The following is a 22,835-nucleotide window of genomic DNA, read 5'->3' as shown; positions in this document are numbered from 1 at the left end:
GGACCACCGGCGATGGATTTTCGGCAGAAAGCGTGCTCGGACGAGAAATTCTTCTTCGTGGACGGCAACCGCCTTTCGCAGCAGCGTGGGGATGTAAGGAGCTGGGGTGGAGTCCGAGGGAGCAATAAGTCAGCAGCCCGTCGTGGAGGTCGAGATCGGCTCGTTGAGCCTGTCCGGATCGCCACGGTTGGCCGGAGAGAGAACGGAGCACATTCAGGTACTCGCGGCGGCGCAGAATCCGCTGCCGCCGATCACGGTGCACCGGCAGACGATGCGGGTCATCGACGGCTACCACCGGCTGAAGGCCGCCCGGTTGCGCGGCGAGAGCAGGATCGCCGCCCGGTTCTTCGACGGCGACGAAGCCGCGGCCTTCGTCCTGGCGGTCCAACTCAATGTCCATCACGGCCTTCCGCTGGCGCTCGCCGACCGCAAGCGCGCCGCCGAGCGCATCGTCGTCTCCCATCCGCAGTGGTCGGACCGCAGGGTCGCCTCGGTCACCGGGATCGCCCCCGGGACCGTCGGCGAGATCCGCAAGCGGGTCGTCCAGCTGCCGGGACCGGAGGGGCGGCGGCTCGGCCAGGACGGCAGACTGCGGCCGGTCGACGGCAGTACCGGCCGCATCCTGGCGGGTGAACTGCTCACGGAGAACCCGGAGCTGTCGCTTCGTCAGGTCGCGCGGGCGGCGGGGATCTCCCCCGAGACCGCCCGGGACGTCCGCAACCGGCTGCGCAACGGCGAGGACCCGCTGCCCCGGCAGCGCCGGCGCAAGCAGGAGCGGCCCGAACCCGGGGAGCCGCCCGGCCGCGGGGAGTTCGGGGCGCTGCGACTCGCCCGGCCGGCTCCCCGGACCCGTCCGGACATGACGCAGGCGCCGGACCGCGCCGTGCTCATCAAGCGGCTGAAGGCCGACCCGGCACTGCGCTTCACCGAGACCGGCCGCAACCTGCTGCGCCTGCTCGTCCTGCACTCGCTGCGCAAGGAGGAGTGGGAGGCGATCGTCAGCAACGTCCCGCCGCACTGCAGCGACATCGTGGCCGATCTCGCCCGGCAGTTCGCCGACCTGTGGTCGGATTTCGCCGAGCGGGTCAGGGACGACGTCGCCCAGATCGGCTGAGACCGCATTTCGGAATGTCGACCGTCGCGAAAGTTGCCGCTTTCGCGACGGTTTTCCTGTTCGGTGCTCCACGGCTGATGGCGCGAATCCTTCGCCCGTTATTCGCCGATGGGTTCGGTGTCTTCCTTTTGAGTTCCCTATGAATTATCGGCCGTCGGCTGTCCGAAAATCGCCCCCTTTCGTCTCGCCGAGTGGCCGAAATCTTGCCGTGCTGGCGCTAATGAGCCGCTATCCTGGCGATGTAGTTGCAGGTCAGAGACGGTTTGGTTCTGACCTCAAATACTCACGGGTCGGCGTAGGTACGGGGGGTACCTGTGAAGCTCCATGAAAGGGACGGAGAACTCGGTCTGCTGCGAGAGCTCTACGAGGGGTGCGTGGCCGGAAAGGGAGCCCTGGTCATCGTCAACGGCCCCGTGGGCTGCGGCAAGACCACCCTGGTCCGGGCGTTGGCCCAGCAGGTCACGGCAAGACAAGGAACCTTCCTGTCGGTGACCGGCGCCGCGAGCGAGAGCCTCGACAGACTGGGACTGATCGACCAACTGGTCACCGCGATGCGGGCGACGGGCCCCGTCGACGGACCACCGGCCGCCACCGAACTCGCCAAGGCGGCGGAAGCGAGCGGACGCGTGCCGCGCGCCCTCATGCAGCGCATCCACCGCTCCGTCGCCGAACTCGCCGGCCGCGGACCGCTCGTCCTGCACGCCGACGACGTGCACTTCGCCGACGAGGCGTCACTTCAGTGCCTGCGCTATCTCGTACGACGCATCGACGCGCTGCCCGTCCTGGTCGTCCTGACCGAGACCGCCGGCCACGACCGGACCCTCGCGGCGCTGCACGCCGAGACCCTGCACCTGCCGTACTGCCGGCGGCTGCGGATCGGACCGCTCGGCGTCGACGGGGTCGCCGCCCTGCTGGCCGGGCATCCGGCGGCGCGCGCCGCGGCGCCGGAGGCCGTCGAGCTGTGGGCCAGGACCAGCGGCGGGAACCCGCTGCTGCTGGAGGCCCTGATCGAGGACACCGCGACGTGCGGCACCCCGGAAGCCGTCGGACGCGGCGCCCCGACGCCCCACGAGGCGTTCCGCAACGCCTTCCTGCGCTGTCTCCACCGCGGTGAGCCGACCCTGCTCGCCGTCGCCCGGGCCGCCGCGGTCCTCGGCGAGTCGGTCACCCCGGCGCTGATCGGCACCCTCCTGGGGGCGGACGCGACCTCCGTGCGCTGGAGCATCACCGAGCTGCGCGCGGCCGGACTGTTCTCGGGCGCCTGGTTCGGCCACGAACGCGCCCGGCTGACCGTCCTGGCGGACATCCCCGGACCGGACCTCCACGCCCTGCGCACCCGGGCCGCCGAGGTGCTCCGGGAGAGCGGCGCCCCGGCCGCGGTGGTGGCCCGGCAGCTCCTCGCGGCCCACGACCCGGCCGGAGCCGCCTGGCAGCTCGACATCCTGCGGGAGGCCGCGCGCGAGGCCCTGGCCGCCGGTGACCTCGCCGCCGCCGTCGACCATCTGCGGCACGCCTCCGGCCTGTGCACCGACGCCGACCAGGAAGCGGAGGTGATCGCCGCCCTCGCGGAGGCCCAGTGGTCCATGGACCCCGCGAAGGCGTCCCGGTACCTCCCGCAGCTCGGCCGGATGGTGCGCGCCGGGCAGCTGACCGGCTCCGACGCCCTGGTCGTCGTCAAGCAGAAGGTGTGGCGGGGCGAGTTCGCGCAGGCCGACGACCTGCTGCGGATCATCGAGGCGCGCGAGGGCGCCGGCCCCGAGCAGGCCTGGGACACCGCGGGCTACCCGCCCGCCCTCAACCGCTCGGACCCCGCCCTGGTCCGGCTCTGGCTCTCCTTCTGCTGCCCCGGCCTGCGGCGCGGCACCAGAGCGGCGACCCGTACGGCGGCCCACGCGCGGACGGCGGGGACGGGGGAACCGGCGGGCCGGGCGGCCACCATGTCGCCGCGTACGTTCCTCACCCTCGCGGCCGACCTCGTCGAGTTCGAGAAGGGCCGCGCCGCCGGCCGGCTGCTGCCCGGCCCCGGCAGCGTGACCCCGTTCGCGGACCCGCTGGTGGCACTGATCTTCCTGATCGGGGCCCAGCGGCTGGACAGGGCGGTGCTCCAGGCGGAGCGGCTGCTGGACGAGCCCCGCACCCGGCGGATCCCCCTGGGACACGCCCTGCTGGAGACGATCCGGGCGGCCGCCGCCCTGGGCCGCGGTGACGTCGAGGGCGCGGGCGAGGCCACCAGGACCGCGCTCGACCTCGTCACCCCCGAGGCCTGGGGCATCGCGATCGGCCTGCCGCTGGCCCTGGCGATCCGCGCGGCGACCGAGGCCGGCGACATCGAGACCGCGCGGGCCTTTCTCAACGTGCCCGTTCCCATGGTCATGTTCGGCACGCCCTTCGCCCTGCCCTACCTCCATGCCCTGGGCCGTTTCCGGCTCGCCCTGCACCGGCCGCGCGCGGCCCTGCGGGACTTCGAGTCGTGCGGCGAGCTGATGGCGAAGTGGGAACTCGACTCCCCGGAACTCGTGGACTGGCGCAACGACGCGGCCGCCGCCCTCATCGCCCTCGGCGACCGCCGGCACGCCCGCGAGCGGATCGAGGAACACCTCACCCGGCTCGGCACGCGGCCCAGCCGGGCCCGCGGCACCGCCCTGCGCCATCTCGCGGCGGTGAGCACGCCCCGGCACCGGCTGCGCCTGCTCCAGGAGGCCGAGCGCGTCCTCGACGCCTGCGGTGACGGTCTGGAACTGCGGCGGGCCCGCGCCGACGCGCAGGCCGCCCGGCACGCGGCCCAGGTCGACGCGCCGGTGGGGCCGCCGGTCGCGCTGTGGGACGCGCCGCCCCCGCTCGACCGGGAGGCGCTGCCCGCGCCGCTGGCCGAACTCACCGACGCCGAACTCCGCGTCGGGGCGCTCGCCGCCGCCGGCCGCACCAACCGGGATATCGCCGACCGGCTCTCCATCACGGTCAGCACCGTGGAACAGCACCTGACAAAAATATACCGGAAATTGAAGGTACGCGGCAGGGCCGATCTTCCGGCGGCAATCACCGGTCTTTCCGAGGCCTCCTGCTCGCCGAATGTCAGATGAATAACCCCCCGTCCAAGTGACGGTTTCGGGCTGTTGGACAGAGTTGTGACCAGGATTGCGATCGTGTGATTCTGGTCGAGGAAATCAACCTGCCAAATCCGAATCCGCCGGGGGGAATTCATGGGCCTGGATCTCGTGCTGGAAGAATCCCCGGAAACCGCGGTCCAGGCGCTGCGCAAGGACGACCTGCACCCCAGCCTCTCGGACCCCGTCCTGGACACGATGACCTTCCTCAACGAGGTCACCCACCACTTCCCGGACGCGATCTCCTTCGCGCCCGGCAGGCCCTACGACGGGTTCTTCGACACCGAGCAGATCTTCACCTACCTGCGCCGCTACCTGGACCACCTGGCGGCGCAGGGCGCCACCGAGCAGGACATCCGCACCGCGATGTACCAGTACGGGCCCACCGCGGGCCAGATCCGGGAGATCGTCGCCGACTCGCTGCGCAAGGACGAGGACATCGACGTACCGCCCGAGTCGATCGTGATCACGGTCGGCGCCCAGGAGGCCATGCTGCTGGTGGTGCGGGCCCTGACCGCCGGGCCCGAGGACACGCTCCTGGTGGCGAGCCCCTGCTATGTGGGCATCACCGGCGTGGCCCGGCTGCTGGGCGTGCCGGTGACCGCCGTGGAGGAGCGGGAGGACGGGTTCTCCCGCGCCGACCTGGAGGCCGCGATCCTGCGGGAGCGCGCCCGGGGACGGCGGCCCCGCGCCCTCTACGTGATCCCCGACCACTCCAACCCGTCCGGCACCACGATGGACCTGCCGACGCGCCACGCGCTGCTGGAGGCGGCCGAGCGGCACGGCATCCTCCTCATCGAGGACAGCCCGTACCGCCGGGTGAGCCCCGGCACACCGCTGCCGACGCTCAAGTCCCTGGACCGGGCCCGCCGCGTCGTCCACCTCGGCTCGTTCGCCAAGACGGTCTTCCCGGGCGCCCGGGTCGGCTTCGCCGTCGCCGACCAGCAGGTCGTCGACGCCGAGGGCCGGACCGGCCTGCTGGCCGCCGAACTCGCCAAGATCAAGAGCATGGTGACGGTCAACACCTCGTCGCTGAGCCAGGCCGCCGTCGCGGGCGCCCTGCTGGCCGGCGACGGCCGGCTGTCCGAGCTCAACGCGGAACCGGCCGCCTACTACGGCGACGCGATGCGCACCACGCTGCGGGCCCTGGACGCCCGGCTGCCCGAGGCCCGGCGGACCGCCCTGGGCGTGCGCTGGAACGAACCCACCGGCGGCTTCTTCCTCACGGTCCACGTTCCCTTCCGGGCGGACAACGCGGCCCTGACCCGGTCGGCAGAGGAATTCGGCGTCATCTGGACGCCGATGAACTACTTCTATCCGCAAGGCGGCGGCCACCAGGCCCTCCGTCTCTCCACCAGCTATCTGACGACCGCCGATATCGAAGAAGGCACCGAGCGGCTCGCGCGGTTCATCGAGTCACAGGCTTCGGCGTCGTGAACTCTCCGGAAAGGCGAGGCAAGTGAGCGGGAACAGCCATGCACAGCGATCGCGGTCCAAGCCGCGCATGTGGGGGTGGACTTTTCGATGACAGTCATTCTGGACCGGCCGCCGGTCACCCTGACCGGTGACGGCGCCCTGAAGACGCCGTACCGGCCGCGGATCCTCGGAGTGGGGACGGCCACCTCGGCCGCCGTCTACTCCCAGCAGGAGGTGCTCGACGCCTTCGCCATCACCGACCCGAAGATCCGGTCCGTCTTCGCCAACAGCGCCATCGACCGGCGCCACCTCACCCTGCCGGAACCGGGCACCGACGGTGTCCGCGCCCCCGAACCGCAGGGCGACCTCCTCGACAAGCACAAGGCCATGGCGGTCGAGATGGGCGCCGAGGCACTGCGCGCCTGTCTGAAGCGGGCCGGCGCCGAGCTCTCCGACCTGCGGCACCTGTGCTGCGTGTCGTCGACCGGCTTCCTCACCCCCGGCCTCAGCGCCCTGATGATCCGTGAGCTGGGCATCGACCGGCACTGCAGCCGCAGCGACATCGTCGGCATGGGCTGCAACGCGGGCCTCAACGCGCTCAACGTGGTCGCCGGCTGGTCCGCCGCGCACCCCGGCGAACTCGCCGTCGTGCTCTGCACGGAGGCCTGCTCGGCGGCGTACGCGATGGACTCCTCGATGCGCACCGCGGTCGTCAACAGCCTCTTCGGCGACGGCGCCGGGGCGATCGCCCTGATGAGCGGGCCCGGTGACGAGGCGTCCGGGACCACCGAGGGCCCGACCGTCCTGAAGTTCGCCAGCTGCATCATCCCCGAGGCGATCGGCGCGATGCGCTACGACTGGGACCGCGAGCTGGACCGCTTCAGCTTCTATCTCGACCCCCAGATCCCGTACGTCGTCGGCGCGCACGCCGAGATCGTGGTCGACCGCCTGCTCGGGGACACCGGTCTGCGGCGCAGCGACATCGGCCACTGGCTCGTGCACTCCGGCGGCAAGAAGGTGATCGACGCGGTCGTGGTCAACCTCGGGCTGACCCGCCACGACCTGCGGCACACCGTCGGCGTCCTGCGGGACTACGGAAACGTGTCGAGCGGGTCGTTCCTCTTCTCGTACGAACGACTCCTCGACGAGCAGGTGACCCGGCCCGGCGACTACGGAGTGCTCATGACCATGGGCCCGGGCTCCACGCTCGAGACGGCGCTGGTGCAGTGGTGACAACAGGAGAGAGTGCAGTGAGCGAGCTGAGCGACGTGACGACACTGACCATCGACGGCTCCCAGCCGCTGTCGATCAAGGCCATCAAGGACGTCACCGTCCTGTGCGACGAGGTGGAGGACCGGGGCGGGGCCGTGGTCCTGCGCGTCACCGGCGCCCCCGCGCCGGGCTGGACCGCCGGGCTGGACGTCGCCCTCGTCACCAAGTGGGAGCGGGTGCTGCGGCGGCTGGAGCGGCTGCCCGCGGTGACCGTCGCGGTCGCGACCGGCGACAGCGGCGGAACGGCCCTCGACGCGTTCCTCACCGCCGACATCCGGATCGCGACCCGCAGCAGCCGGCTGCTCCTGCCCTTCGAGGGGGAGGCCACCTGGCCCGGCATGGCCGTCTTCCGGCTCGCCCGCCTGGCCGGTGCCGCGCGCGCCCGCCGCGCCGTCCTGTTCGGCCAGCCGATCCAGGCCCCCGAGGCGCTGATGCTGGGCATCGCCGACGAGCTGACCGAGACGCCCGACACCGCGGCGGCCACCGCCGTGCAGCGCCTGGAGGGCCTGTCCGGCAAGGAGATCGCCCTGCGCCGCCAGCTGCTCTTCGACGCGGCCACCATCAGCTTCGAGGACGCCCTCGGCCCCCACCTGGCCGCCTGCGACCGGGCCCTGCGGCGCACCGCCGAGGAGGCGGCCTGATGGGGGCGGCCGACGACGGGACACCGGAGTGGCCGGCCCTGACGGAGGCCGCCGAGCAGGTGGACAAGACGCTCGCGGCCCTGCCGGAGCCCACCCGCCGCACCCCGGAGCAGCGCGAGGAGGCCGAGGCGGCGAAGAACCGGGCCCGCGCCCTGCGCGCCCGCTTCCTCGACGCGCACGCCGACACCGTGTACGACCGGCTCACCGAGGGACGCACCCGCCATCTGCGCCTCGACGAACTCGTCGAGGCCGCCGCGACCGCCTACCCCGGACTGGTCCCGGACGCCGACCGTCTCGCCCAGGAGCGCAGCCGCCCGCAGGCCGACAAGGAAGGCCACGAGATAGACCAGGGCATCTTCCTGCGGGCCGTCCTGCGGTCGCCCACGGCCGGCCCGCACCTTCTCGACGCCATGCTCCGGCCCACGGCCCGCGCCGAACGGCTCCTCCCGGAGTTCCGGCGCACCGGCGTCGTGGAGCTGGAAGCCGTACGGCTGGAACGCCGGGACGGTGTCGCACGGCTGACGATGTGCCGGCACGACCGGCTCAACGCCGAGGACAACCAGCAGGTCGACGACATGGAGACGGCCGTCGACCTGGCCCTCCTCGACCCGGACGTGCGGGTCGGGCTGCTGCGCGGCGGGGAGATGAGCCACCCCCGCTACCGCGGCAAGCGGGTCTTCAGCGCCGGCATCAACCTCAAGAACCTCAGCTCCGGCGACATCTCCCTGGTCGACTTCCTGCTCCGCCGCGAACTCGGCTACCTCCACAAGCTCGTCAGGGGCCTGCGCGTCGAGGGCGCCGACGCGCCCTGGCACTCGCCCCACGTCGAGAAACCCTGGGTCGCGGCCGTCGACGGCTTCGCGATCGGCGGCGGCGCCCAGCTGCTGCTGGTGTTCGACCACGTCCTCGCCGCGTCCGACGCCTACCTCAGCCTCCCGGCGGCCAAGGAGGGGATCATCCCCGGCGTGGCCAACTTCCGCTTCAGCCGGTACGTCGGGCCGCGCCTGTCCCGCCAGGTGATCCTGGAGGGCCGTCGCATCTGGGCCACCGAGCCCGCGGCACGGCTGCTGGTCGACGAGGTCGTGGACCCGCAGGAGCTGGACGACGCCGTCGAGCGGAGCCTGGCCCGCTTCGACGGGGACGCGGTGCTCGCCAACCGGCGGATGCTCAACCTCGCCGAGGAACCCGCCGACGCGTTCCGCGCGTACATGGCGGAGTTCGCCCTCCAGCAGGCGCTGCGGCTCTACGGGGAGGACGTCATCCACAAGGTCGGCAGGTTCGCGGCGAGGTCCGCGTGAGCGCCGCCGACCGCCCCCGGGTGCGGTACGAGAAGAAGGACCACGTCGCCCACGTCACCCTCGACCGGCCCGAGGTCCTGAACGCGATGGACCTGCGGATGCACGAGGAACTCGCCGGCGTCTGGGACGACGTGGAGGCCGACGACGACCTCCGCGCGGTCGTCCTGACCGGCGCGGGCGAGCGGGCCTTCTCCGTCGGACAGGACCTGAAGGAACGCAGCCGCCTCGACGACGCCGGCATCCCGCGCACCACCTTCGGCAGCCGGGGCCTGCCCGGCTGGCCCCGGCTCACCGAGCGGTTCACCCTGTCCAAACCGGTGGTGGCGCGGGTCAACGGCTACGCCCTCGGCGGCGGCTTCGAGCTGGCGCTCGCCTGCGACCTCGTCATCGCCTCGCACGACGCGGTGTTCGCCCTGCCCGAGGCCAGGCTCGGCCTGGTCCCGGGCGCGGGCGGGGCGTTCCGGCTCGCCCGCCAGCTGCCCCTGAAGACCGCGATGGGGTACCTGCTCACCGGCCGCACCATGGACGCGGCGACCGCCCTGCACTTCGGACTGGTCAACGAGGTCGCCGACGCCGAGGAGGGCGACCTGGACCGCCGGGTGGCCGCCTGGACGGACGACCTGGTGCGCAGCGCGCCCCTGTCGGTGCGGGCCATCAAGGAGTCCGTGATGCGCTCGCTCGACCAGCCGCTGGAGGAGGCCTTCGCCACCCGCTACGTGTGGGAGGAACGGCGCATGCACAGCGAGGACGCCGTGGAAGGCCCCCGGGCCTTCGCGGAGAAACGCGCTCCCGTGTGGTCCGGCCGCTGAGCCGGAAGAGCCGCTTCGGCCCTCACCGCTCTCCGCCCCGATAGCCCCCGAACTTCTGAACTCCTGATTTCCGACGGCGGAAGGACACGCCGATGCCGATCGCGCACGTCAACGGGATCAACCTCAATTACGAAGACCACGGCCCCGCCGACCGGGAGGAGCCCGTCGTGATGCTCGCCGGCACCGGCGGCCCGGGCCGGATCTGGCGGAGCCACCAGGTCCCCGCCCTCCGGGCGGCCGGCCACCGGGTGATCACGCTCGACAACCGGGGCATCCCGCCGACCGGCCCGTCCGTCGTCGGATTCACCCTCGCCGACATGACCGCGGACGTCGCCGCGCTGATCGAGCGCCTGGGGGCGGGCCCCTGCCGGGTCGTGGGCCACTCGCTGGGCGGCCTCATCGCGCAGGAACTCGTCCTCGCCCGCCCCGACCTCGTCAGCCGAGCCGTGCTGATGGCCAGCTGCGGACGGGCGGACGCGCTGATCGCCGCCATGTCGGCCGCCGACATCGAACTGGCCGACAGCGGCGTCAAGATGCCGCCCTCGGTGACCGCGTACCAGCAGGCCCTCCAGAACCTCTCGCCCCGCACCCTCAACTACGAGGACGGGCTGCGGGACTGGCTCGGCATCTTCGAGCTCTCGGCCCCCGACCCGTCGACGATCCGCGCGCAACTCGGCCTGGAGGTCATCCCGAACCGCCTGCCGTACTACCGCCGGATCAGCCGCCCCTGCCTCGTCATCGGTTTCCAGGACGACCTGGTCGTGCGCCCGCATCTGTCGCGCGAACTCGCCCGGGCCATCCCGGGCGCCCGCTACACCGAGATCCCCGGCTGCGGACACTACGGCTATCTGGAGCGGCCCGACGCCGTGAACGACGCGCTCATCGACTTCCTCGCCGCCTGAGCGCGCCCGGGCGGACGGCTCAGGCGTCCCGCAACCGCCGGGCGATCTCCAGTTGTTGCGCGTCCATCGGACGGCCGTCCTCGATCTCCCACAGGGAGGTCTGGAGCACCCGCCCCAGCGTCCACGCACGCGCGCGTGCCCGGTCGAGCCCCAGGACTTCCGTCATGGCGTCGAACCGGCGGCGGATGTCGTCGGCGTCGAAGCGGTTCCACAGGGCGGGCAGCAGGTCGAAGGCGGGGTCGCCGGCGAGGGGCTTGGGGTCGATGGCGAGCCAGTCCGCGCGGTCGGCGCCGAGGACGTTGTCGTAGTGCAGGTCCCAGTGGAGGAGGCGGTCGCCGGGTTCGTCCGCGACCTCGTTCACGGCGGCCGCGCAGTCGGCGACGAGCGCCCGCTCCTGCGGGTCCGGGATGCGCTCCAGCGCCCGGGGTGTCCGCTCCAGCATGGCCCGCGCGATGTCGCCGAGCCGGCGCATGCCCGGCGGGGCCGGAAAGGCCGTCAGGTGGGCCAGGAGGCGGGCGATGACGAGGACGGCCTCGCGGGTGTCGGGGACGTGGGACAGCATGCGGGCCGGGTCGAGGCGTTCCAGCAGCATGGTGCCGGTGGGTTCGTCGTGGTCGAGGAGGCGTACCGCGCCGTCGCCGTCCCAGACGCGCAGGGCGACGGGCTCGCCCGCGCTCTCGTCGTCGAGGAGTTGCAGCTTCAGGACGGCTCCGCTGCCGTCGGCCCGCAGGACGGGCAGGACGAGGGCCGCGACGCCGTGCATGGCGGCGCCGTCCGGCCGCAACTCCCAGCGCTCCAGGAAGCTCGCCGCCCGCTCCGGCAGCCCGGCGATGAACGCCCGCCCCGCCGCTCCGTTGAACTTCTCCTGCGCCGCCGCGAGTCCCTCCGGGATGTCGATCACGCGTCGAGCGTATCGACGTGGGTAAATCGGCTCATGGGAATTACCGGGGGCCTGCGCGGGGTGTGGACGTACGTGGGCGGTGCGCCCGGCACGTACATCTGGCTGGCGGTCCTGTTCGTGACGACGGTGGCCTTCCATCACATGTCACCGGACTTCGAGGCGGAGTTCCTGCGGCAGCGCTCGACGAACATCCGTGAGCTGTCCAGCAACCCGGTGCGGGTGCTGGTGTCCAGCGCGATGTGGATCGACGGCGGGCGGTGGCTGCCCTACGCCGTCCTGTACTCCGTCGTCCACGCACCGGCCGAGCGCTGGCTGGGGACGGCGCGCTGGCTGGCGGTGTGCGCGGCGGCGCATGTGCTGGCGACGCTGATCAGCGAGGGCGCGCTGCTGTGGGGCATCCGGCACGGGATGGCGCCCGAGGCGGCGGTCAACACCCTCGACATCGGGGTGAGTTACGCGCTGGCGGGGGTGGTGGCAGTGCTGGCGTACCGGATTCCGGTGCCCTGGCGGGCGCCCTACGCCGCCGCCGTGCTGATCGTGTACGGGGTGCCGCTGGTGACCGGGCGGACCTTCACCGACCTGGGGCACTTCACTTCCGTGTTGATCGGGTTCGCGTGCTATCCGCTGGTCAGGAGCCGTGTGAAACCACGGAATCCGAAGGAGACAGCGGCGGCCGTGCGGGGTTAACGTCCCGGCATGAGCAGCTCGGCCACCGCTGTCGTGAACGGCGGCATCTCGTTCTGGTTCGCCGACGACGGTCTCCCGGCGGTGCGGGAGCCGCTGACCGGGGACGCCACGGCGGACGTGGTGATCGTCGGAGGCGGATACACCGGCCTGTGGACGGCGTACTACCTGAAGAAGGCCGCCCCCTTCCTCCGCGTCACCGTCCTGGAGCAGAAGTTCTGCGGCTACGGCGCCTCCGGCCGCAACGGCGGCTGGCTCTACAACGGCATCGCCGGCCGCGACCGCTACGCAGGGCTGCACGGCCACGAGGCGGCGGTGCGCCTCCAACGGGCGATGAACGACACCGTCGACGAGGTCGTCCGGGCCGCGGCGGCAGAGGGCATCGAGGCGGACATCCACCAGGGCGGGGTCCTGGAAGTCGCCCGCACGCCCGCCCAGTTGGCCCGCCTCAAGGACTTCCACGCGCACGAGCTGTCGTACGGCGAGAAGGACCGCGAGCTGTACGGCGCGGGGGAGACGGCCGAGCGGATCCGGGTGGCCGACGCGGTCGGTTCGACGTGGACGCCGCACGGGGCGCGGCTGCACCCGGTGAAGCTGGTGAAGGGGCTGGCCGCGGCCGTCGAGGCGCTGGGCGTGGTCCTTCACGAGCGGACGCCGGTGACGGAGATCCGGCCGAAGCACGCGGTGACGCCGTACGGCACGGTCCGCGCCCCCTACGTCCTGCGCTGCACCGAGGGGTTCACGGCGAGCCTGAAGGGGCAGCGGCGGACCTGGCTGCCGATGAACTCGTCGATGGTGGTGACCGAGCCGCTGACGGCCGAGCAGTGGGCGTCGGTCGGCTGGGACGGGCGGGAGGCGCTCGGGGACATGGCGCACGCGTACATGTACGCGCAGCGCACCGCCGACGGGCGGATCGCGCTGGGCGGGCGCGGGGTGCCGTACCGCTTCGGGTCGCGGACGGACAACGACGGACGGACGCAGGCGGCGACGGTCGAGGCGCTGCGGGAGATCCTGGTCGGCTTCTTCCCGTCGCTGGCCGGGGTCGCCGTCGAGCACGCCTGGTCGGGGGTGCTGGGGGTGCCGCGCGACTGGTGCGCGACCGTCACCCTGGACCGGGCGACGGGCCTCGGCTGGGCCGGGGGGTACGTCGGTTCGGGTGTCGCCACGACGAACCTCGCCGCCCGGACCCTGCGCGACCTCGTGCAACTCGACTCCGGGCAGGGCGGCCGGACCGAGCTGACCGATCTGCCGTGGGTCGGGCACAAGGTCCGCAAGTGGGAGCCGGAGCCGTTGCGGTGGCTGGGGGTGCAGGGCATGTACGCGACGTATCGGGCGGCCGACCGGCGGGAGGCCCTGTCGCACGCGGTCCGGTCCTCGAAGCTGGCCCGGATCGCGGACCGGGTCGCGGGGCGGCACTGAGGACCGCCGGTCGGCTCATGCCACCGATTCCGGCACGGGAGCCTGCGCCGACGCCCGGTGCCCGGACGGTTTCGTCGTCACCATCAAAGCCGCCACCACCCCCGCCAGCAGCATGATCCCCGCCGCCCACCAGATCGCGACCGTGTACCCGTGCACGACCGCCTCCTTCGCGACCAGGTCCCGGTCGGCGCCGCCGGTCAGATGGGCCGTGAGATAGGCCGTGCTGCTGGTCGTGGCGATCGTGTTGAGCAGGGCCGTACCGATCGAACCGCCCACCTGCTGGGAGGTGTTGACGGTGGCCGAGGTGACGCCGGAGTCCTGCGGGGCGACGCCCGCCGTCGCGGTGGCGAACACCGGCATGAAGGTCAGGCCCATGCCGAGGCCCATGAGGATCAGCGCGGGCAGGATCTGCGTCGCGTAGTCGGAGTGGATCGTCATCCGGGTCAGGATCAGCATGCCGCCCGCGGCCAGGACCATGCCGGGAGCCATCAGCCACCGGGGCGGCACCCGGTCCATCAGACGGGCCGAGATCTGGGTGGAGCCGATGATGATCGCGGCCGTGAGGGGCAGGAAGGCCAGGCCGGTCTTGACGGGCGAGTAGGCGAGGATGACCTGGAGGTAGTAGGTCATGAACAGGAACAGGCCGAACATGCCGATGACGGCCAGGCCCATCGTCAGGAAGCAGCCCGCGCGGTTGCGGTCCTTCACGATGTGCAGGGGCAGCAGCGGCATGGGGGCCCTGCTCTGCCACCACACGAAGGCCGCCAGCAGGACCACACCCCCCGCGAGGAGCCCCAGGACCAGCGGGTCGCTCCAGCCGCGCGGCTCCGCCTCACTGAAGCCGTAGACGATGGCGACGAGACCGCCGCAGCCCAGCAGCACGCCGGGCACGTCGAGACGGGCGCCGGCGTGGCCGGGCCGGTCGTGCAGGAGGGCGAGGGCGCCGAAGACGGCGATGACGGCGATGGGGACGTTGACGTACAGGCACCAGCGCCAGTCGAGGTACTCGGTGAGCAGTCCGCCGACGATGAAGCCGATGGCGGAGCCGGACCCGGCGAGCGCGCCGTAGATGCCGAAGGCCTTGCCGCGTTCCTTCGGGTCCGTGAAGGTCGTCGTCAGCAGGCTCAGCGCGGACGGGGCCAGGACCGCGGCGAAGACGCCCTGGAGGGCGCGGGCGCCGAAGAGCATGCCGGAGGTCTGCGCGGCGCCGCCGAGCGCGGAGGCGGCGGCGAAGCCGACGAGGCCGATGACGAAGGTGCGTTTGCGGCCGACGAGGTCGGCGATCCGGCCGCCGAGCAGGAGGAGGCCGCCGAAGGCGAGGGTGTAGGCGGTGATCACCCTCCCCCACTGCCTTAAGGGCGTGGGAGGTGCCCCCACCGGTCGCCGTCGGAGATGCCCAGGTCCTCCTGTGCGGAGGGGAGGGCGATGTTCACGATGGTGGCGTCGAGGACGACCATCAGCTGGGCGAGAGCGATGATCACCAGACCCCACCAGCGGCGCGGGTCGGCCTGATCTGGTTCACCTGTTCGGGTGACACTCATTCCGTCAGAAGACCATGAATCGGGACGTATCGCATCTGCGACGGGTGCCTTGCGGTTGCTCATGGTTCGAGAACGACCTTTCCGGTGGTGCCGCGGGTCTCCAGCGCCCGGTGCGCGGCGGCGGCCTCGGCCAGCGGGAAGCGCTGCACGGCCGGGGTGAGCCGGCCCGCGGCGGCCTCGGCGAGGGCACGGAGTTCCAGGGTCTGCACGGGGTGGGGGCCGCCGGCCTTCCGCATCATCACGGGGCCGAGGACCTGCTCGGAGACGCCGTCGACCAGGTAGGGCTCGCCGCCCTGGATGCCTTCGGCGGACCAGCCGAACACGAGGTGTCTGCCGCCGGGGGCGAGCAGGGCGACGGCCTCCCGGGCGACGTCGCCGCCGACACCGTCGAAGACGACGGTGACCTTGTCGCCGCCCAGGTGGGCGCGGACCTTGTCGGGCCAGGCCGGGTCCTTGTAGTCGACGGCGAGGTCGGCGCCGTTGGCCTCGACGCGGGCGGTCTTCGCGGGGCCGCCGGCGAGGCCGACGACGGTGGCGCCGGCGTTCTTCGCGTACTGCACGAGCAGGGTGCCGATGCCGCCGGCGGCGGCCGGGACGAGGGCCACGGAGTCGGGGCCGAGCTCGGCGAACTGGAGGATGCCCATCGTCGTACGGCCCGTCCCGATCATGGCGACGGCCTCGGCGAAGTCCAGGTTGCCGGGGATCTCGTGGACACGGTCGACATCGGCGACGGCGAGCTCGGCGTAACCGCCGGGCGCGAACCCCAGGTGGGCGACGACGCGCTTGCCGAGCCAGAGGGGGGCCACGCCCTCGCCGAGGGACTCGACCACGCCGGCGACCTCGCGGCCGGGGATCGTGGGCAGGCCGGGACGTTCGGGCAGCGGGCCCTGGGCGCCCTCGCGCAGGGCGGTGTCCAGGAGGTGGACACCGGCGGCTCGTACGGCGACACGGACCTGGCCCGGGCCCGGGCGGGGGTCCTCGGTCTCCTCGTAGGTGAGGTTCTCGGCCGGGCCGAAGGCGTGCAGGCGGATGGCGTGCATGGAAGCTCCCTGGACGATTGCTGCGGAGACCCCCAGCCTTCAACCTCAAGCATGCTTCAGGTCAAGGGCGTCGCGGCCGGGCCCCAGGGCCAGCGACACGGCGGTGAGGGCGCTGTTGAAGGAGACCTCGGACAGCACGCCGGGGGCGGCCACCTGGTCGCCGACGAGGTAGACGCCGTCGCCGCGGTCGATGGCGGGACGGTCCCGCCAGCTGGTGCCGGGCAGGTCGACGGCGCCGGTACGGCCGTTCGCCAGGGCTTCGCTGCGCCAGGTGACGCGGTCCCGCCAGCCGTCGAAGCCGAGGTCGAGAAGCTGCTCGGCGCGGGCGACACCGTCCGCCTTGGACTCGTGCGGGGCGACGGGGATCTGCCCCTGGATCAGCTGCTCGCCGGCCGGGGCGAGGGTGCGGTCCTGGGCCGTGAAGCGTTCGATCCAGCCGGGGGAGTCCAGGTCGGAGACGGCGAAGGCGTCACCGCGCCGGGTGCGCACGCCGAGGTCGATGAGGGCGGTACGGCCGCTGGGCCACGTCAGCGTGGGGTCGTCGAGGAGTCGGCGGGCGGCGTCGAGTGAGGTGGCGACGACGACGGGGGTGTCGGTGGGGAGGGTGTCGACGCGGGACAGGGTCTCCATCCGCACCCCCAGATTCCAGGCGCGGGCGGCCATGCGGTCGACGACGGTCGCCCAGCCGCCGACGGGGTAGTGGGCCTCGGGCGGCAGCTTGGTGGCGCGGCGGAGCCGCTCCTGCACGAAGGCCGCGGACAGGGCGCCCGGGTCGTGGTGGAAGAGGGCGACGGCGGAGTAGTGGGCGGCGGCGCGGGCGCCCTCCTCACCGGCGATGCCGGTGGCCCAGGTCAGGAAGTCGCCGTCGACGGGGGCCTGCTCCAGCCCGGGCCGCAGCAGCTTCAGCATCGCGAAGGGCGGGGTGCGGCGCAGGACGCCCTTGTGCCGCAGCCGCAGCCGGGCCGCCTCCAGGGGCGGTATCGGGGCGAGCGGTCCGATGAGGTCGCGCTGCTTGAGCCAGGCCCAGTGCGGACCGCCGTTGTAGAGCGCGTGCGGGCCCTCATTGGTCCGGTACGGCCCCTCGGCGGTCCGCGCCCGCCCGCCGAGGGTGTGATGGGCCTCGTGGACGGTGACCTTGGCGCCCGCTTCGGCGGCCGTGATGGCGGCGGTGAGTCCGGCCAGGCCGCCGCCGATGACGGTGATGCGGTGCATGGGGTGTCCTCACGGTGGGGTGGGCTGACGGTGGTGTGGGCTGACGGTGGTGTGGGCTGACGGTGGTGGGGGATGTCGCGAATATGACGTCCGCGCGGGCCGAAATGTGACGTGAGGGGCGTCTTTCCAGGTCAGGGCGTAGATCCCGGGGCGTTGTCAGTGGTGCGGTGCAGCATGGGGGGATGGCGAGCAGAGCGGTGGGCGGAACGGGCGTGAAGAGTGCGCGGCGGCCGGAGGTGCGGTTGCCGGCGTTGGAGGCGTTCGACGGGGGTGCGCTGGAACCGGACGGGGACTACGACGGGCTGGGGTTCCGGGAGCTGGACCTCGCCGGGCAGGACGGCGGGGGCGCCCGCTTCATGGACTGCGCGCTGACGGGCTGCGCGCTGGACGAGACGCGGCTGCGCCACGCGCGCGTCCTGGACTCGGTGCTCACCGGCGTACGGGGCGTCGGCACCGACCTGTCCGAGGCGACCCTGCGAGACGTCGAGCTGGTGGACGCCCGGCTGGGCGGCGTGCAGATGCACGGGGCGGTGCTGGAGCGGGTGGTGATCCGCGGCGGCAAGATCGACTACCTGAACCTGCGCACGGCCCGGCTCAGAGACGTCGTCTTCGAAGGCTGCGTCCTGGTGGAACCCGACTTCGGGGGCGCCCACCTGGCACGCGTCGAGTTCATCGACTGCGCCCTCAAACGCGCGGACCTGACCGCGGCGACCCTGACGGACGTCGACCTGCGGGGTGCGGTCGAACTGGACATCGCGCGGGGCGTGGAGCGGCTGGCGGGGTCGGTGATCAGCACGGCCCAACTGATGGACCTGGCACCGGTGCTGGCGGCCCAGATGGGCATCCGGGTGGAGGGCTGACGGGGGGAGTGTCCGAGGCCCCCCGACTCCCTGAGCCGCCGGGCAGGGCAGGCCTGGCTCAGCTCACCCGGGGGAACGTCGCCTGCAGACTCCAGATCGCCGGGTTCTCGCCCAGGCCCTCGTGGAGGTCGACCAGGTCGGCGATGAGGTCGTGGAGGAAGTCGCGGGACTCGCGGCGCAGTTCGGCGTGGGAGAAGGTCAGCGGGGGTTCCTCGGCCGGCATCCAGTCCGACTCGATGTCCACCCAGCCGAAGCGGCGCTCGAAGAGCATGCGGTCGGTGGACTCGGTGAAGTCGAGTTCGGCGTGCTGGGGGCGGGACGCACGGGAGCCGGCCGGGTCGCGGTCGAGGCGTTCCACGATGTCGCACAGCGCCCACGCGAAGTCGAGCACCGGCACCCATCCCCAGGCTGTGGACAGCTCCCGGTCCGCCTTGGTGTCGGCGAGGTAGACGTCCCCGCAGAACAGGTCGTGCCGCAGCGTGCGGACGTCCACGCGGCGGTAGTCCGTCTGGGGCGGGTCGGGGAAGCGGTTGGAGAGGGCGTAGCCGATGTCGAGCACGTACGTGATGGTGTCACGCCGCCGGAACCGGGACCTCGGCGCGCCATAGGATCGCTGACATGTCCAGATCCGTGCGCCTTGTCCCGGCCTGTGTGGCCGCCCTCACCGCCCTCGCCCTGACGGCCACGGCGTGCGGCGGCGACGGCGGTGTGCAGGGCACTCCGGGCGGGGCAGGGGTCCGGGACCCGTACTTCCCCAAGGCGGGCAACGGCGGCTACGACGTCGGCCACTACGACCTGCGGCTGTCCTACGACCCCGACACGCACCGGCTCACCGGCACCGCCGCCCTCACCGCCCGGGCCACCCAGGACCTGTCCGCCTTCGACCTGGACCTGAAGGGCCTGGACGTCGAGAAGGTCACCGTCGAGGGCAAGCCCGCGCGCTGGAACCGCACCGGGCAGGAACTGACCGTCCGCCCCCACGACGACCTCGACGACGGCGAGACCTTCGAGGCCGAGGTCCGCTACTCCGGCACCCCGCGCACCCTCACCGACGCCGACGGCTCCCACGAGGGCTGGCTGCGCACCGCCGACGGGGCCCTCGCCCTGGGCGAGCCGGTCGGCTCGATGACCTGGTTCCCCGGCAACCACCACCCCTCGGACAAGGCGTCGTACGACATCACGGTCACCGTCCCGGAGGGACTGGAGGCCGCTTCCAACGGGGAGCTGCGCGGCAAGGAGACCCGCGACGGGCGCACCACCTTCGCCTGGCACGCCGCCGAGCCCATGGCGAGCTATGTCGCCACCCTCGCCATCGGCGACTACGACATCCACCGGTCCACCGCCGGGGGCGTGCCCGTCCACAGCGCCGTCCAGGAAGGGGAGAACGCGAAGGTGCTGGACCGGCTGCCCGAGGTCATGGACTGGGCGGAGACCAACTTCGGGCCGTACCCCTTCTCCTCCGCCGGCGCGATCGTCGGCGGCGAGGACGACGCCGAGTACGCGCTGGAGACCCAGAACCGGCCGTTCTTCCCGGGCGCCCCCGACACCGGGCTCCTCGTCCACGAACTCGCCCACCAGTGGTTCGGCGACTCCGTCACGCCGAAGAGCTGGCGGGACATGTGGCTCAACGAGGGGTTCGCGACCTACGCGGAGTGGCTGTGGGAGGAGGACGAGGGCGGCGACAGCGCCCAGGACACCTTCGACGAGCTGTACGAGGAGGGCGAGGACGAGTACCCGGACCTGTGGGCCTTCCCGCCGGCCGAGCCCACGAGCGGCGCGCACATCTCCGACGACCCCGTCTACCAGCGCGGCGCGATGGTCGTCCACAAGATCCGGCAGCAGGTCGGGGACGACACCTTCTACGACATCGTCCAGGGCTGGACGGCCGAACACCGGCACGGCAACGCCGGCACCGACGACTTCACGGCCTACGTCGAACAGCAGGCGCCCGACGAGGACTTCGACGCGATCTGGGACGAGTGGCTGTACGGAGAGGGCAAGCCGGCACACCCATAGCGGTCGCCGGTGATCACAAGCCGACCTCAGGCGGTCGTATGCGGGCACCTTGCGCAGGGCCGCCCCGCGCGCGCATCGGTATACCTAGGGTGAGCGCCCCGGGTAGGTATCCGGTCCCGCTGCCGAAGGGGCGCCATGGACAGCTTCGTACAGCCCGCGCTGCCGGCCCATGACACGGACGACGTCGGACTGCCCGCCGAACTCACCCGGTTCATCGGCCGCGAGGCCGAACTCGCCGAGATCCAGGACGTGGTGCAGCGGGAGCGGCTGGTGACGCTGATGGGCGCGGGCGGGGTCGGCAAGACCCGGCTGGCGCTGCGCACGGCCCGGCGGATGCGGGAACGCTGCCCGGACGGCGTGTACTTCGTGGAGCTGTCCGAGCTGCGCGACCCGGAGCTGCTGGCCAACGCGGTCGCGGCGGTCGTGGAGCTGCCCGAGCAGTCCGAGCGGGCGGCCCGCACCCCGCTGGAGGCGCTCATCGCCTACTTCGGGGCCCGCAGGCTGCTGCTCGTCCTCGACACCTGCGAGCATCTCGTCGACGCCTGCGCGGTGTTCGCCCAGTCCGTGCTGCGCCATTGCCCGCAGGCGCGCATCCTGGCGACCAGCAGGCAGCCGTTGGACGCGCCCGGCGAACGGGTGCTCCAGGTGCTGCCGCTGCCCGTCATCGACCCGGACGACGACGCCCGGCCCGGCGCCGAACCCGGCGACGCCATGCTGCTGTTCGCCGAACGCGCGGCGGCCGTGGTGCGCGGCTTCGCGCTCACCGACGCCAACCGCGGCCCGGTGGCCCGCCTGTGCCACCGCCTGGACGGCATCCCGCTGGCCATCGAACTGGCCGCCGTACGCCTGCGCGCCCTCTCCCTGGAACAGCTCCTCGCCCGTCTCGACCGCCGCTTCCGCCTCCTGTCCGGCGGCAGCCGCGGAGTGCTGCCCCGGCACCAGACGCTGCGCACGGCCATCGACTGGAGCCATGGACTGTGCACCGAGCAGGAGCAGGTGCTGTGGGTGCGGCTGTCGGTGTTCGCGGGGGAGTTCGAGCTGACCGCCGCCGAGGAGGTCTGCGCCGGGCCCGGGCTGCCGCCCGAGGAGATCCTGGAGTGCCTGATCGGGCTGGTCGACAAGGCGATCGTGCTGCGGCTCGACGACGAGGGCGACGGCGGCGACGCCCGCTACCGCATGCTCGACACCATCCGCGAGTACGGCCGCGAGCGCCTCGCCGAGAGCGGCGCCGAGCTGGAGTACCGCACCCGCCACCGCGACCACTGCCTCGCCCTGGCCGAGGAGTTCGACGCCCGCTGGCTCACCCGTGACCAGGTGGGGTGGATGCGCAGGGCCTGGCGGGAGCGGGCCAGTCTGCGCTCGGCCCTGGAGTTCTGCTGCACCGAACCCGGCGAGGCCACCGCGGGCCTCCGGCTCGCCGCCGCCCTGTGGGGCCTGTGGCTCGGCACCGGACGCACCGTCGAGGGCCTGTACTGGCTGGAGCGGCTGCTGCCGCTGTGTCCCGAACCGCACCCCGCCCGGGTGACCGCCCTGCGCGTCGCCGGCCACCTCAGCCTCATGTCCGGCGCCCACGGCCGCGGCCTGGAGCTGACCGGACGCGCCGAGGACGCCGCGCACGAGGACGGCGGCAGCGTCGACGCCGCCTACGTCGTCTTCAACCGCGGCCTCGCCCACACCCTGGTCGGCGAGGTCGACTGGGCGCTGGAACGGCTCACGGACGCCCGCGAGCGGTTCGCCGGCCTCGGTGAACGGGGCGGCGAGGCATGGATGCTGGGCACGATGTGCGGGGCGTACGTCTGCGCCGGCGAGTACGACAAGACCCTCGCCACCTGCGAGGAGACCCGCCCGGTCCTGGAGCCGCTGGGGGAGCGCTGGGTGCAGGGCTGGGTCGGCTGGATCCAGGGCTGCGCCCTGTGGGGGCTCGGCCGGCACGAGGAGTCGGCGACCGTGCTGCGCTCCGCGCTCACCATGTGCCTGGAGATCAACCACGCCCAGGGCATCGCCTTCTGCATCGACACCCTCGGCTGGATCGCCGCCGCCGAGGGCCGCCACGAGCGGGCGGCCGCGCTGCTGGGCGCCGCCGACCGGCTGTGGGAGAGGTTCCACGACCCGCGGCTCGGCATCCCCGCCATGCACCGGGCCCACGCCGAGGCGACGGCCGCCACCCGCGGCGCCCTCGGCGAGCGCCGCCACGAGGAGTCGTACGCCGCCGGAGCCGCGCTGTCGCTCCAGGAGGCCGTCGACCGGGCCGTCGCCGAGCGCCATCCGGCCGGCACGGAAGCCGGCGCCAAGGGAGCCCGGGGAAACGGCGGTTGGGCCGCACTCACCGCCCGGGAGCGGGAGATCGCGACCCTGGTCGCGGAGGGCCTGTCGAACCGGCGTATCGCGGAACGGCTCAGCATCTCCAAGCGCACCGTGGACTCGCACATGGAGCACATCATGGGCAAGCTCGGCTATGCGTCCCGCACCCAGATCGCCACTCTCGCGGTGGCCGCCGACCGCTGAGGTTCGGCCGCCCGGGGAGCCGCCCGGCGCGTACTGATGATCCGCCGACAGACCACCGTACGCACCGGACGGCCTCGGGACCCGCCGACGGCGCCGCCGGA

Annotated in this window: 17 protein-coding genes and 1 pseudogene; 13 read left to right on the top strand and 5 right to left on the bottom strand. The window is 72.7% G+C overall.

All coding sequences use genetic code 11. The features are described from left to right. The first annotated feature begins 187 nt into the window (after positions 1 to 187). From EJC51_RS23030 to EJC51_RS22995, 8 genes are all read left to right on the top strand, one after another. Positions 188 to 1,114: a ParB/RepB/Spo0J family partition protein gene (locus EJC51_RS23030; protein WP_244362799.1), complete on the top strand. Its 927-nt coding sequence runs from the start codon at positions 188 to 190 to the stop codon at positions 1,112 to 1,114. A 314-nt stretch (positions 1,115 to 1,428) separates the two neighbouring features. Further along, on the top strand, positions 1,429 to 4,194 hold the full coding sequence (locus EJC51_RS49205) for an AAA family ATPase (RefSeq protein WP_126272828.1): 2,766 nt from the start codon (positions 1,429 to 1,431) through the stop codon (positions 4,192 to 4,194). A gap of 120 nt (positions 4,195 to 4,314) precedes the next feature. Further along, a complete protein-coding gene (locus EJC51_RS23020) occupies positions 4,315 to 5,655 on the top strand; it encodes an aminotransferase-like domain-containing protein (protein WP_244362797.1) in 1,341 nt (446 codons plus the stop codon). A gap of 87 nt (positions 5,656 to 5,742) precedes the next feature. Continuing rightward, a complete protein-coding gene (gene dpgA / locus EJC51_RS23015; RefSeq protein WP_126272827.1) occupies positions 5,743 to 6,867 on the top strand; it encodes a 3,5-dihydroxyphenylacetyl-CoA synthase DpgA in 1,125 nt (374 codons plus the stop codon). A gap of 17 nt (positions 6,868 to 6,884) precedes the next feature. Further along, positions 6,885 to 7,547 (top strand): enoyl-CoA-hydratase DpgB, encoded by a 663-nt coding sequence (gene dpgB, locus EJC51_RS23010; protein ID WP_244362795.1) that lies wholly within the window; start codon positions 6,885 to 6,887, stop codon positions 7,545 to 7,547. Then, entirely contained in the window at positions 7,544 to 8,845 is a 1,302-nt protein-coding gene (gene dpgC / locus EJC51_RS23005) for a (3,5-dihydroxyphenyl)acetyl-CoA 1,2-dioxygenase DpgC (RefSeq protein WP_399582626.1), read from the top strand. The genes dpgB and dpgC overlap by 4 nt, the downstream gene beginning before the upstream one ends. Continuing rightward, on the top strand, positions 8,842 to 9,654 hold the full coding sequence (gene dpgD, locus EJC51_RS23000; RefSeq protein ID WP_207924850.1) for an enoyl-CoA-hydratase DpgD: 813 nt from the start codon (positions 8,842 to 8,844) through the stop codon (positions 9,652 to 9,654). Before dpgC ends, dpgD begins: the two co-directional genes overlap by 4 nt. 92 nt (positions 9,655 to 9,746) lie before the next feature. Next, the gene (locus tag EJC51_RS22995) at positions 9,747 to 10,556 is read left to right on the top strand and encodes an alpha/beta fold hydrolase (RefSeq protein WP_126272825.1); all 810 of its coding nucleotides are present in this window, start codon (positions 9,747 to 9,749) and stop codon (positions 10,554 to 10,556) included. A 19-nt stretch (positions 10,557 to 10,575) separates the two neighbouring features. Here EJC51_RS22995 and EJC51_RS22990 read toward each other — a convergent pair whose 3' ends face one another. Then, entirely contained in the window at positions 10,576 to 11,484 is a 909-nt protein-coding gene (locus tag EJC51_RS22990; protein ID WP_425276843.1) for an aminoglycoside phosphotransferase family protein, read from the bottom strand. A gap of 6 nt (positions 11,485 to 11,490) precedes the next feature. Here EJC51_RS22990 and EJC51_RS22985 point away from each other — a divergent pair, with 6 nt between their 5' ends. Both EJC51_RS22985 and EJC51_RS22980 read left to right on the top strand, forming a co-directional pair. After that, the gene (locus EJC51_RS22985; protein WP_126272824.1) at positions 11,491 to 12,144 is read left to right on the top strand and encodes a rhomboid-like protein; all 654 of its coding nucleotides are present in this window, start codon (positions 11,491 to 11,493) and stop codon (positions 12,142 to 12,144) included. Between the two features lie 9 nt (positions 12,145 to 12,153). Continuing rightward, positions 12,154 to 13,560: an NAD(P)/FAD-dependent oxidoreductase gene (locus EJC51_RS22980; protein ID WP_208870733.1), complete on the top strand. Its 1,407-nt coding sequence runs from the start codon at positions 12,154 to 12,156 to the stop codon at positions 13,558 to 13,560. Positions 13,561 to 13,575: 15 nt separating this feature from the next. On the opposite strand, the pseudogene EJC51_RS22975 reads toward EJC51_RS22980, so the two are convergent. The 3 genes and pseudogenes from EJC51_RS22975 to EJC51_RS22965 form a co-directional block, all read right to left on the bottom strand. Then, positions 13,576 to 15,101: pseudogene (locus EJC51_RS22975) on the bottom strand (MFS transporter). Between the two features lie 59 nt (positions 15,102 to 15,160). After that, on the bottom strand, positions 15,161 to 16,141 hold the full coding sequence (locus tag EJC51_RS22970) for a zinc-binding dehydrogenase (protein WP_126272823.1): 981 nt from the start codon (positions 16,139 to 16,141) through the stop codon (positions 15,161 to 15,163). A 45-nt stretch (positions 16,142 to 16,186) separates the two neighbouring features. Next, positions 16,187 to 17,353, bottom strand: coding sequence for an NAD(P)-binding protein (locus EJC51_RS22965; protein WP_126272822.1), 1,167 nt, complete (start codon positions 17,351 to 17,353; stop codon positions 16,187 to 16,189). A 182-nt stretch (positions 17,354 to 17,535) separates the two neighbouring features. On the opposite strand from EJC51_RS22965, the gene EJC51_RS22960 reads away from it, so the two are divergent. Then, positions 17,536 to 18,213 carry a pentapeptide repeat-containing protein gene (locus EJC51_RS22960; RefSeq protein WP_126272821.1) on the top strand — a complete coding sequence of 226 codons (678 nt, stop codon included), beginning with the start codon at positions 17,536 to 17,538 and terminating at the stop codon, positions 18,211 to 18,213. A 58-nt stretch (positions 18,214 to 18,271) separates the two neighbouring features. On the opposite strand, the gene EJC51_RS22955 is transcribed toward EJC51_RS22960, so the two are convergent. After that, positions 18,272 to 18,772, bottom strand: coding sequence for a hypothetical protein (locus EJC51_RS22955; RefSeq protein ID WP_126272820.1), 501 nt, complete (start codon positions 18,770 to 18,772; stop codon positions 18,272 to 18,274). A gap of 59 nt (positions 18,773 to 18,831) precedes the next feature. On the opposite strand from EJC51_RS22955, the gene EJC51_RS22950 reads away from it, so the two are divergent. Both EJC51_RS22950 and EJC51_RS22945 read left to right on the top strand, forming a co-directional pair. Continuing rightward, positions 18,832 to 20,229, top strand: a complete 1,398-nt coding sequence (locus EJC51_RS22950) for a M1 family metallopeptidase (RefSeq protein WP_126272819.1) — start codon at positions 18,832 to 18,834, stop codon at positions 20,227 to 20,229. Between the two features lie 135 nt (positions 20,230 to 20,364). Beyond that, the gene (locus tag EJC51_RS22945; protein ID WP_126272818.1) at positions 20,365 to 22,734 is read left to right on the top strand and encodes a LuxR C-terminal-related transcriptional regulator; all 2,370 of its coding nucleotides are present in this window, start codon (positions 20,365 to 20,367) and stop codon (positions 22,732 to 22,734) included. The last annotated feature ends 101 nt before the right edge of the window (positions 22,735 to 22,835 follow it).

The organism is Streptomyces aquilus, from assembly GCF_003955715.1.
In the GTDB taxonomy this organism is placed as follows: domain Bacteria; phylum Actinomycetota; class Actinomycetes; order Streptomycetales; family Streptomycetaceae; genus Streptomyces; species Streptomyces aquilus.
Note: the sequence above shows the minus strand (reverse complement) of the source record. Positions and strands in the feature narration are given on the sequence as shown.